This window comes from Exilibacterium tricleocarpae (assembly GCF_007004655.1).
GTDB classification, from domain to species: Bacteria; Pseudomonadota; Gammaproteobacteria; order Pseudomonadales; family Cellvibrionaceae; genus Exilibacterium; species Exilibacterium tricleocarpae.
Map to the genome: position 1 here is coordinate 110,062 of NZ_ML660093.1, position 12,485 is coordinate 122,546.

Annotated in this window: 5 protein-coding genes and 1 pseudogene; 2 read left to right on the forward strand and 4 right to left on the reverse strand. The window is 60.4% G+C overall.

Annotation, left to right across the window (positions count from 1 at the left end):
* Positions 1 to 352: 352 nt before the first annotated feature.
* Positions 353 to 3,952 (forward strand): annotated as a pseudogene (gene uvrA, locus FKG94_RS29550) (excinuclease ABC subunit UvrA); the annotation flags it as partial.
* Positions 3,935 to 5,893 (forward strand): excinuclease ABC subunit UvrA, encoded by a 1,959-nt coding sequence (gene uvrA, locus FKG94_RS29555; protein WP_425460045.1) that lies wholly within the window; start codon positions 3,935 to 3,937, stop codon positions 5,891 to 5,893. The pseudogene uvrA (FKG94_RS29550) and the gene uvrA (FKG94_RS29555), both read left to right, overlap by 18 nt.
* A 205-nt stretch (positions 5,894 to 6,098) precedes the next feature.
* Here uvrA (FKG94_RS29555) and FKG94_RS12100 read toward each other — a convergent pair whose 3' ends face one another.
* From FKG94_RS12100 to FKG94_RS12115, 4 genes are all read right to left on the reverse strand, one after another.
* On the reverse strand, positions 6,099 to 6,956 hold the full coding sequence (locus tag FKG94_RS12100) for a hypothetical protein (RefSeq protein ID WP_142904592.1): 858 nt from the start codon (positions 6,954 to 6,956) through the stop codon (positions 6,099 to 6,101).
* Positions 6,957 to 7,489: 533 nt separating this feature from the next.
* Positions 7,490 to 9,364, reverse strand: coding sequence for a DUF885 domain-containing protein (locus tag FKG94_RS12105; RefSeq protein WP_142904593.1), 1,875 nt, complete (start codon positions 9,362 to 9,364; stop codon positions 7,490 to 7,492).
* Between the two features lie 626 nt (positions 9,365 to 9,990).
* A complete protein-coding gene (locus tag FKG94_RS12110; protein ID WP_142904594.1) occupies positions 9,991 to 12,093 on the reverse strand; it encodes a TonB-dependent receptor in 2,103 nt (700 codons plus the stop codon).
* Positions 12,094 to 12,176: 83 nt separating this feature from the next.
* Complete coding sequence (locus FKG94_RS12115) at positions 12,177 to 12,449, reverse strand: hypothetical protein (RefSeq protein ID WP_142904595.1); 273 nt, start codon at positions 12,447 to 12,449, stop codon at positions 12,177 to 12,179.
* Positions 12,450 to 12,485: the final 36 nt, after the last annotated feature.

Below are 12,485 nucleotides of genomic sequence, written 5' to 3' on the forward strand. Positions count from 1 at the left end.
CTTGCAGTGATCTGCCCAACCAGGGACGTGGTGGTGCAGGGTGTTTTTCAGCCCCACACCAGAATCGTGTGCCGGAAGGGGGGTGTAGTAGCAAGCAGGTCCCGTTGGCAGGGGTGTCGCTGCCGGAAGGCTTAAAAATACCCTGTACCGGCGCGGCCCGTGCCGAATAGCACTCTCTCAACCGACCTTTCACAGCCTCCCTTTCTGAAAATTCCCTCTGGTCCGGGTATTCCCCCAGCACTAAATTTTTAGCTGCAAACGCTCCCTCAATACTGTATATTTAGCCAGCTTTCCGGCCCTGGCACTAATGACCAAGGTATCACCCGACAACTCAAGGTATCACCTGTCCACTATGAGTCGCGAATCCATCGTTATCAAAGGCGCCCGCCAGAACAACCTCCGCAACCTCGACCTCGAACTGCCCACCAATGAGTTGATTGTGGTGACCGGCGTCAGCGGGTCCGGCAAATCCACCCTGGCGTTTGACACCATCTATGCGGAGGGGCAGCGCCGCTATGTGGAAACCTTCTCCGCCTATGCGCGGCAGTTCCTGGACCGGATGGACAAGCCCGCCGTCGACAGCATCCAGGGCATACCGCCGGCGATCGCCATCGACCAGACCAACCCGGTGCGCACCTCCCGCTCCACTGTGGGCACCATGACCGAACTGAACGACTACCTGAAATTGCTGTTCGCCCGCATGGCACGGCTCTACTGCCATAATTGTCAGCGGGAAGTCAGTAGCGATTCGGCACAGAGCATCGTCGCGGCGCTCTACCGGGACGGCGGCGCCGGCCAGCGGCTGATGGTATGCCTGCCGATCGAGATTCCCGCCAACTTCACCGATGAAGAAGTGGTGCAACTGCTGAACCAGCAGGGCTATACCCGCATTCATACCCGCAGCAAAAAACGGGTCGAGGCGGTGCAGGACCGCCTGCGGCTGGTGCCGGAAAATCGCGCGCGCCTGACCGAAGCGGTGGAGGCGGCGCTGCACCACGGCAATGGCCACCTGCTGGTCTACCCCCTGGATGCGCAGAAACAGGCGGGCGAGCCCTGGCGCTTTTCCAGCCACCATCACTGCCCGGACTGCGATATCGATTACGGCGAGCCGAGCCCCAGCCTGTTTTCGTTCAACTCGCCCATCGGCGCCTGTGACACTTGCCGGGGCTTTGGCCGGATTATCGGGGTGGATTACGGCCTGGTCATTCCCGACGAAAACAAAACCCTGAAAGAAGGGGCCATCAAACCCTGGCAAACCCCCTCCAATATCGAGATTCAGCAGGCCCTGATCAAGTACGCCAAAAAACGCGGTATTCCCATCGACAAACCCTGGAACAAGCTCAGCAAGAAACAACAGCGCTGGGTGATCGAGGGCGAGGGAAGCTGGGACGACGGCGTCTGGTTTGGCGCCGAGCGGTTTTTCAAATGGCTGGAGAGCCGCGCCTACAAAATGCACGTGCGGGTGTTGTTGTCCAAATACCGCTCTTACACCCCCTGCGGAGACTGTAACGGCGCCCGTTTAAAACCGGCGGCACTGTGGTGGCGGTTGGGACGGTCCACAGCAGCGCCGGCGGCCAAGGGACAGCCGCCCGGTCTCAATATACACCAGGTTATGCAATTGCCGCTGCAAGCGTGCGCCGAGTTCTTCGACCAACTAAAACTGCCGGCGCCTTTTGACGAGGCGGCGGAGCTGTTGCTGGGTGAAATCCGCTCCCGCCTCGGCTACCTGCTGGAGGTGGGATTGGGTTATCTCACCCTCGACCGCCAGTCGCGCACCCTGAGCGGCGGCGAGGTGCAGCGTATCAATCTCACCACGGCGCTGGGCACCTCATTGGTCAACACCCTGTTTGTGCTCGACGAGCCGAGTATCGGCCTCCACCCCCGGGATATCAACCGCCTGGTCAAGGTGTTGCACCGGCTGCGCGATGCCGGCAACACGCTGCTGGTGGTGGAGCACGATCCGCAAGTGATACTGGCGGCCGACCGCATTCTCGACATCGGCCCGGGGCCCGGCAAGCAGGGCGGGGAGATCGGTTTTTTCGGCACGCCGAGAGCCCTGCTCAGCCACCGCAAGTCGCTGACGGCCCAGTATTTATCGGGCAAAAAACATGTCGTTGCCAGCGCCGTGGAGGCACCGCCGCCCGCCGCCTGTGTGCAGGTGGTGGGCGCCACCGAGCACAACCTGCGCGATATCGATGTGGAGATTCCCCTACAGCGGCTGGTGTGTATCACCGGCGTCAGCGGTTCCGGCAAATCGACATTGATGCGCGATGTGCTCTATCCGGGTATCTGCAAACACAAAGGCAAAACCGTAGAGACACCCGGCGCCCACCGGGCCATTGAGGGACACGAGCATATCGACGAGGTGGTGCTGGTGGACCAGAGCCCGATCGGCAAAACCACCCGCTCAGTGCCCGCCACCTACGTGGGCGCCTTCGATGCGATCCGCAAACTGTTTATCGCCGAACCCTTGGCTGTCGAGCGGCGTTACACCGCCGGCACTTTCAGTTTCAACGCCGGCAAGGGGCGTTGCCCAACCTGCTCCGGCAACGGTTTTGAGCATGTGGAAATGCAGTTCCTGAGCGATGTCTATCTGCGTTGTTCGGACTGTGACGGCAAGCGCTATCGGGATGAAATTCTGGAGATAAAGCTTTACGGCGCCGCCGATCAGCAGGCGGACCCCGCCCTGCACCAGGGCCGCTCCATTGCCGATGTGCTGGAGATGACGGTCGCCGAGGCGCTGGCGTTTTTTGCCGACCAGCCGGAGGTGGTGAGCAGCCTGCAGCCGCTGGCGGACGTCGGCCTGCATTATGTGCAGTTGGGCCAGGCGGTGCCGACGCTCAGCGGCGGCGAGGCCCAGCGGCTGAAACTGGCGGGGCACCTGGCGAAAAATATGTCCGGCCGCCAAACCCTGTTTCTGTTTGACGAGCCCACCACGGGTTTGCACTTTGACGATATCGCCACGCTGATGGAGGCGTTCCGGCAATTGATCGCCGCGGGTCACTCGCTGTTGGTTATCGAACACAACCTGGATGTTATCAGCGCGGCGGACTGGATTATCGATATCGGCCCGGAGGGCGGCGCCGGGGGCGGGCAGGTGGTCGGTCGGGGCACCCCGCAGCAGTTGGCCGCGGCCACCGGTGCCGAGGCCACCCATACGGCCAAGGCGCTGCGGGCTTACCGGCGCAGCCGTGGTAAGGCGCTAACCCTGCCCAAGGGGCGCGTCAGCGCTGCCAGGCAGGCAACCAAGGCGCGCGACCGGTCGATAGTTATACACCATGCCCGCGAACACAATCTCAAAAATATTGATATCACCATTCCCCGCGACCAGTTTTCCGTGATCTCCGGTGTCAGCGGCAGCGGCAAAAGCACTGTGGCTTTCGATATCGTGTTCGGCGAGGGGCAGCGGCGCTATCTGGAATCGCTCAATGCCTACGCCAGGCAGTTTGTGCAACCGGCGTCGCGCCCGGATGTGGACACCGTGCACGGTATTCCCCCCACTGTTGCCATCGAACAGCGCACCAGTCGCGGCGGTCGTAAAAGCACGGTGGCAACGCTCACGGAAATCTATCATTTCCTGCGCCTGTTGTATGTCAAACTCGGCACCGCCCATTGTCCCGACTGCAACCTTGCGATCGAGCCGCAGACAGTGGCGGCGATTCTCGCGCGGCTGCAAAAAGATTACCGCGGGCGCGAAATCACGTTGTTGGCACCGATGGTGGTGGCGCGCAAGGGCATCTATAAAGAACTGGCGAAATGGGCAGCCGAGAAAGGTTACACGCAACTGCGCGTCGACGGCGTCTATGTGTCCACCGATCCCTGGCCAAAACTGGACCGCTACCGCGAGCACGATATCGAATTGCCGCTCGGCAGTGTCACCGTGGCGCCCAAACATGAAGCGGCGCTGGCCGCGCTGTTGCAGCGCACTTTGGATATGGGCAGCGGCGTGGTGGTAGTGGAAGCGGCGGCACCCGGCAGAAAGCGCAAAACCGTCGATGCGCTGTTTTCCACGGAGCGGGCCTGTCCGGGTTGCGGGCAAGGGTTTGACGAACTGGATCCGCGCCTGTTTTCCTACAACTCGAAACACGGCTGGTGTGAAGGGTGCTTCGGCACCGGGGTGGTGCTCAAGGGGTTCGATGAAGAACAGACCGGTGAGGAGGGCGAGTGGCTGGAGCAGGATGAAGATGCGCTGGCGGAGCGACCCTGCCGGCGCTGCGCGGGCCAGCGCCTGAACCCGACGGCGCTGGCGGTGCGTTTTCGCGACCGCTCTATCGCCGAACTGGCGGGGCTGTCGGTGGCGCAGGCGGCGGTCTGGTTCGACAAACTGAAACTCAAAAACAAGGAACAGGAAATTGCCCGGGATTTACTGTCGGAACTGCAGGGGCGGTTGAGTTTTCTCCAGAAAGTCGGGCTTAACTACCTCACCCTCGACCGCGCGGCGCCGACCCTGAGCGGTGGTGAGTCCCAGCGCATTCGACTGGCGTCGCAGTTGGGTTCTAACCTGCAGGGTGTCTGTTATATTCTCGACGAACCCACCATCGGTCTGCACACTCGCGACAACCGGCGCCTGATTGCCACGCTGCGGGAATTGCAGCGCCAGGGCAATACGGTGCTGGTGGTGGAGCACGACGAGGACACCATCCGCGAGGCGGATTACGTGATCGATATGGGCCCGCGGGCCGGCATCGACGGCGGCGAGGTGATCGCGCAGGGCAAGCTGTCGAAGTTGACCCGCAACAAAAAATCCCTGACCGGCCAATTCCTGGCCAAACCCCTGCGCCACCCGATGCCGGCGCTCAGAAATACCGAGATGCGCGCGCTCTGGCCGGCTGAACAGGTCAGCGTGCACGGCGCGGCGCAGAACAATCTGGCCGGTATCGATGTCACTCTGCCGTTGCGCCGGTTGGTGTGTGTGGCGGGTGTCAGCGGCAGTGGCAAGAGCACATTGGTCAACGGTGTGTTGCAGGGCAATCTGCGAACTGTGGTCAAGGCCCCGGGGCGCGGCCGGCGGGGTCGCAAAAAAACCACCTGGCAGGGGTGCGACGAGATTCGGGGATGGGAGTCGATTCACCGGGTGTTACAGGTGGACCAGACGCCGATCGGCAAGACGCCACGCTCCTGTCCGGCGACGTATATCGGTATCTGGGACGCTATCCGCAAACTCTTTGCCGGCACGGTGGACGCCCGCCTGCGGGGTTATACGCCGGGGCGTTTTTCTTTCAACGCCGGAGAGGGGCGCTGCGATGCCTGCGGCGGTCACGGTATGCGCAAGGTGGAAATGAATTTCCTGCCGGATGTGCGGGTGCAGTGCGAGGTGTGCGACGGCTGGCGCTTTAACAGCGAAACCCTGACGGTGCGCTACAAGGAAAAGCACATCGGCGAAGTGTTGGCGATGAATGTGGAGGAGGCGACTGAGTATTTCGATGCGCTGCCCGGCATTCGCCATGCATTGCAGTTACTGCAGGATGTCGGCCTGGGCTATCTCACCCTGGGCCAGCAGAGTCCCACCCTGAGCGGCGGCGAAGCTCAGCGAATCAAGTTGGTAGCGGAGCTGGCCAAGGCCAGGATCGAACCCGAGGCGGTGGTAAAAAAACAGGCCGGGGGCCGCGCCGGCACTCAGCACAATCTCTATATCCTGGACGAGCCCACCGTCGGCCTGCATATGGCAGATGTGGAAAAGTTGTTGCGGGTATTGCACCGGCTGGTGGATGCGGGTAACTCAGTGGTGGTGATCGAACATAACCTGGATGTGATTGCCGAGGCCGACTGGGTGATCGATATGGGACCTGAAGGCGGCGACGGCGGGGGCAAGGTGGTCGCCCAGGGGACGCCCGCCACAATTTGTAAACGCAAGCGGTCCTTTACGGGGCGTTATTTGAAGGATGTTATTTAGGATTGTTTGCTGTGTGGATTTTTGGGGAGGCTATAGTGCCTAAAGGGAAGTCCGGCCTGCTATTCGAAGTTGTTTGTCACTGCCAGTTTGCTGTCGCTCCACCACGCCCGGCGTCAATGCAACAGCATTCCGTCAACACCAAAACCTGCCGCCGCGATTGTTCGGGCGGCAGGGAAAGGAACCCGCGACAGCATACTTGCTCTTGTCAATCCAACCTGAAGCGGTAGTTGCCAATATTGCGAATAACCACCGTCTGGTTGCCCACGGCGTTGGGAAACTGTCGCTTGTATATCTCTTTGACCGGTGTCAGGTCAAAACGCTTGGGAACGTCGATCAGGTCTGTGCAACCGTCGTTGTCTTCCCCGTAGACGGATAAAGAGGACGTGCGTACAGTGCCGCCGGAGGTGAAGTCGTCATCGATAACCAGGTCGAAATCGTGTTCGCCACAGCCGCCTCTCACTTCAAAAACCAGCCTGGCAATATCGCCATCGATTGATGCGCTGACAACGGTGTGCGGCTCGGTGTCGACTTCGATATCCGCCAGCGCCGCGACAAAGACCGGTTCGTGCAGGTCCGGGACGGTGGTGTTATTCAAGTCGCCACAGCCGGTGCCGCTAAACGCCACCATGGCTGAGGCCTCATAGGCCCGGCACGAGTTTTCGAAGCTGCGGTATCTGAAAGTAAACAGGTCGTTGTCCGGCAGTGCCTGTTTGGCACACACCGGTTCGGCGTTGGGCAGACAGGTGATATCGAAATCGCACTGCAGTCGCCACTCCTCGGCGCGTTGCCGGTCACTGGCAGTCAATCTGCAGCCGCTGCCCTGGGCGTTGTACAAAATGGCGAGATCAAAAAAGTCCTGATTGCGGTCCAGGCTGACCAGATGTTCGCCGTTTTCGTCTATCTCGAACAGGCGCCCTGACAGCCGTTCGATCAGGTCAACCGGTTCGGTTACCCCGGAAGCGTCGATACGCAGTGCTTTTACGCCGTTGTCATTGTCGTCGTCATCACTGCCGTTGCAACCCAGCAGCGGCAATACCAAAAACAAAATAGCCAGACTTCTCACAGGCGTGTCTCCAAGAGTTTAAAACCCAGGTATCTTAAACAGGAGCTGTGTGCGAAGACGTAATAATTTGTTAAAGGCTGGCGCGTATATGTATGCGATGTCACTACCGTCCAGCTACCCGCAAATTCGGGAGGCTGCTCCCGTGGTCGCTGGTGCATATTCTTATCCTTCGGCTTTCTCTCGATAACTTTTTAAAGAGCCGGATAAGCGGTACAGAGGGAAATGTGAAGCTCGAGGTTGGGTCAGGCTTTCCCAGACCGTGCGCGGCAGGGATGCCGCGCTCGAGCCCCCATGGGTGGAGCGGGAAACAGCGAAGCGCTGCTTCGCCCCGCGAAACGCCCGAAATTTATGATTTCGGGCTGGGCCCGCTTGCGAGGGTAAGGGGGGACGCCTAGTCCGAGTCTGGGAAAGCCTGACCCAACCTCGAGCGCCTCGCACTGAATAAAGAATGTTGTCGTAAAACCAATAATTGCGGGTAATCAGATAGGCCCGAGCGGGTGGAGTTCTACTCCACCCGCCTGCGATATCGCCTGCTATGACCGCTGTTGTTCTATCCAGGCCGCTATTTTTTCTTCCAAGAGTGACAGGGGCACGGGCCCGTCTTTCAACACTTCGTCGTGGAAGCCGCGAATATCGAACTTATCTTTTAACGCCGAGCGAGCCTGTTCGCGCAGTTCCAGGATTTTGATCTTGCCGATCAGGTAAGCTGTGGCCTGGCCCGGGTAGACGATATAGCGCTCAATGGCTTTGACCGTATCGCCGGCTGGATTGGGTGTGTTGTCCTGCAAGTACTGGATGGCTTTTTCCCGTGACCATTGCTTGGCGTGCAGACCGGTATCCACCACCAGGCGACAGGCGCGCCAGAGCTCCATCGCCAGGCGGCCGAAATCGGAGTAGGGGTCCTGATAAAATCCCATCTCTTTCGGCAGGTACTCGCTGTAGAGACCCCAGCCTTCGGTGTAGGCGGTAAAGGAGACATATTTCTGAAACTCCGGCACGCCCTCCAGTTCCCCGGTAATGGCCCGCTGCATATGGTGACCCGGTATGCCCTCGTGGTAGGCCAGGGCCTCCATCTGGTACTTGGGCATATCGGCCATATTATACAGATTGGCGTAGTAGATACCGGGCCGGCTGCCGTCCGGAGTCGGCGACTGGTAGAAGGCCTTGCCGGCGGAACGCTCCCGGAATGGCTCCACCCGCTTTACGATCATATCCGCCTGCGGCAATATACCGAAGTAGTCGGGCAGTCGCTTGGCAATGATATCCACCAGCGCCTTGGCTTCACCGAGATAGGCCTCGCGACCGGTATCGGTGTTGGGGAAGTAAAACTGCGGGTCGTCGCGCATAAAGGCGAAAAATTCCTGCAGTGAGCCGGTAAACTCGACTTTGGCCATAATGGCCCGCATTTCATTGTGGATGCGGGCTACGTTTTCCAGGCCCATTTGGTGCACCTGCTCGGCATTGAGGTCGGTGGTGGTGTAGTAACGCAGCAGGTAGTTGTAGTAAGCCTCGCCGTTCGGCAACCGCCATACACCATCGCCCTCGGGCGCGACCGACTGTTGGGCGCGCAAGGCGTCGATCAGGCGGCCGTAGGCCGGCTGCACGACCTGCAACAGTGCCTCGTTGGCGCGCGTCATAAACGCGGTAGCTTTTGCCTGGTCGAGGTTGAGGCCGTCCAGTTTGCTTTTGAAATCCGCCAGCAGCGTGCTGTCGGCGCCGTCATCGAAGGGTGCCCCGGTAATGACGTTGGTCGATGCCTCCAGCATCTGCGGGTAACTCCAGCGCGGCGGGTAGACCCCGCGTTTGGCGCGCACCTGCATCTGCTCAATGACCTGATCGAACAGCGTGCCGACTTTTTCCAGCCGGCTCAGGTAGGCCTCCAGATCCGCGACGCTGCCGACGCGGTGAATACTGATCAACACACTGGGCACCATTGTATGCCAGGCCCGGAACTGCTGCATGATGTACTCGTGATGGCGAAACTGATCGCCCTCGATTGCGCGGTCGTTTGACAATTGGGCGATGCGCAGGCTGAGAGCGGCAGTGTTGTCCAATTGCGCCGCGTCGAAGCCCTGCAGTTCCTGCCGGCGTCGCTGCCAGATCGCCAGGGTTTCATCCTGGTAAGTATCGGTGAGGTTGCTCCAACTGTCCTGCCCCATTTTTTCACCGCGGAAGGAGGCGAAGATGGGCGAGCGCTCGAGATTTTCCCGGTCCATTGCCGCCAGATAGTCCATCAGGCGCTGTTGTTCTGCAGAGACTTGTTCGGCAGATGCTGTGCCGGGTGCCTCGGCGGCGCTGGCCGTTTCGGTTTGAGTGTCCTGCCGGCCTGTGTCGCAACCGCTGATAACGGCCGCCGCGACGCAGGTGATAGCCAGCAGCCAGGGGCGCAGGTGTCGGGTATCGCGCATGGGTCTGTTGTCCTTTTGGGTCGGTGGATGGGGAAGCGCTCATCTTAACACCAGTTATCGGCCCTCGGGGAGCTATTGTGGCGCTCACCGGTCGTATCGCGCCGGTGTCAGGCGGCGCAAAGTCCGCTGCTGCTAAATGCTGTCGCCGCCGGCGGGAATTGTCAGGCAGGTAGTGTGAGTTTCGGGAATGATTGCCCGTTGCCACTTGAAAAAGTCCGGGGCCAAAAGCGAAGGGCACTTGCTTTAGGTGCTTGCTGCGGGTGCTTTAGCAGATTTGCACAGTTCATTGAACCCCACTTTAACCTTACTGACCTTGGTGAAATATACCGGAGTAGGCCTGCCTCTGGATGGGGCCTGCAGAAACTTTCGATGGCAGGGATGCTGTCGCGGCCACCACCACCACCACCACCACCAAAAGTAGGCGCTTTAGGCGAAAGTAGGCGCTTTAGGCGAAAGTAGGTGCTCTAGGCGAAAGTAGGCGTCTGAAGCGAGAGTAGGCGCTGCTTTAGGGAGAGTAAGCGCCCAGCACGAGTACCAATCGGGTGAGGGACGGGTGTTGTGCGCTTGCAAAAAATGTCGCCAGGCCAATCGCCACCCGAAGATAACGATCGGCCTGCCGGTTGCGGCTAGAACGTGAAACGCAATCCTGCTTCCAGCGTGCGTCCGGGTGCCGGGGCAAAATCCTTGATAAAGGACACGTGGTTGCGCTGCTCCTCATCGGTAAGGTTGCGGCCCTGCAAAAATACCGTCAGCGTGGTTTGCTCCAGTGGAAACTGTGCGCCGACATAGGCCCGCACGTCGTCGTAGGCATCGGTGGGCAATTCGAGTTCCGCCACGTCGTCCTGCTCATCCACCCGGGTATAGTCCAGGCTCGCGTTGACCACTCCCCAGTTGGCGGCCAGGCCCAGGCCGTAGCGGGTGGGAGGAATGCGCGGCAGGTTGTCGTTACCGCTGATATCCAGCTCCGCCGTTACCGTGTCGAACATGGCTTTGACGCTGAGCTGGCCGTCGCCCCACTGGTGCACTATGGCTTTCGCCTCGGCTTCGAAACCGGTAAAGACGGCATCCTCCTGGGTGTAGCGCAACACCGGCAGCTCGTCCTCTTCGAGGCCGGTATTGAAGCGGTAGATAAAGTCGCTGAAGTCGGTGCGGTACAGTGTGCCGGCGAGGTACCAGTTAGAGCCGGCGTAACGGAGGGTGGCGGAGAGGTTGAACGCCGTTTCTTCGTCGAGACTGGCATCGCCGATCTCGAACGTCCCGGCAGCCAGGTGAGCGCCGTTGGAGTAAAGCTCTTCGCTGACCGGCGCGCGGGATGAATAGTCGCTCTGCAGGCTCAGCGTCCAGTCTGACGTCAGGGGGATGATCGCACCCAGGGAACCGCTGACATTGGTAAAGTCGGTGTCGGCGAGGCCGCTGTCGGATGGCCGGTGCTCGACCGTCTCGACGCGCAGGCCCGTCTCTATATGCCAGTCGGCGATATCCCGCTCGCCCACCCAGAACAGGCCGATCGACTCGGTATCGACCGGCGATAAAAATGCTTCTTCCCCCAGCGCGCTGAATTCCCGATCGCTGTATTGCAGACCGACGGCGCCTTCCCAGCCGCCGACGGATTTATGCATCAACTCGACCCGCGCTTCCCAGGCTTCGTTCTCAAACAGGGTGCCGACTTCGCCGGAGGGTTCGATCTCGGCATGCTCGTAGTCGTTGATACCGACCCGCACGTTAAGGCTGGAAAAGCCGGCAAAAGGATTTTCCACACCCGCTTCGAGGTCGATACGGGTTTGTTCCATATCCAGGGTGGGGTTACCTTCCTCCTCCTCATGTTCCTCCATGCCGGGTTCCTCTTCCTCATGTTCGTGCCCGTGCCCGTGAGCGCCCGGCAAACCGTATTCGGCATCCAATTGGCTGACGGAGAAGCCGACAAAACCGCGCTCCCCGATATACGACAGGCCAAACGCGCCGCCGTTAACTTCCAGTTCGCTGCCCGGCAGTTCGCCGCGGGCTTCCTCTTCTTCGTGTTCCTCGCCCTCGGCCTCTTCCAGCGCCCGCAGTTGAGCCGACTCGACAAAGTTCGGGATTTCATAGTTGTCGGCGTCGCGCCAGAAGCCATCCAGGTGCCAGGCAAAACTGCCGGCGCCGCCGTCCAGGCGCAGGGCGCCCACGCGCGTCTCGGCACTGTCGTCGGCCCGGGCCTCGGCTCTACCGGTCAACGTTTTTTCCGGCAATTCGTGGGGAATGCGGCCGGTGTGGACATCCACCACGCCGCCGATGGCGCCGGAGCCGTAGAGCAGGGTGCTGGCACCTTTGAGAATTTCCACCCGATCGGCGATAAAAGGTTCGATCGCGGTGGCGTGATCGGCACTGGTGACGGAAACATCCAGGGTGTCGATACGGTCTTCCATCACCCGCACCCGGGCGCCGCCCAGGCCGTGCAGCACCGGCCGGCCTACCGCTTGGCCGAAGGAGGCCGAATGCACACCGGGAATATTGGCCACAGTGGCGCCGATAGAGGCCTGCAGGCTGCGGGACAATTGTTCCCCGCTCAGAACCGCCGAGGCCTGGGCCAGGCCCTCGGCCGACAGCGGGTGGCCCACGACTTCGACTTCTTCGATGTGCAGTGCCGAGCCGGTTTTGGCCTGCACCGCGGCATTGGTGCCGGTAATATTGAGCAGCGTACATACGGACACACAGGCCATGGGTACGGGCGAGAAAGCTTTTGCAAAGCGCATGAATAGCTCCTGATTCCTAATAGCAAACTGGCGTGAACGGGATACCGGTCACGCAATAAATATGAAGTTAAGGGTTTGCGGATTCAGGCAGGCGGCGGGGCGCGCGGGAGATAGTGACCAAAGCGTTCGGTGGCGGTGTGATCGACAGGTGCCGCGGTGAAAACCAGCGGCCCCGACAGTATCCATGGCTGATAGCCGCCGCCAACCAGGGCGTCGGCGTGATCGCTGAGGGCGCAAATGGCGCAGGGCTCTGCGAACAGATCGTCATTGTGGACGTGTCCCTGGGCGGCCGTGAGGGCCAGCACTAACAGTAGGCTGGCGATCCAGGCGCTATGGAAGCGGCGAGCAGCGTTCATTTACATCGGGTTTGCAGTAAAGTGCGATTGATTATA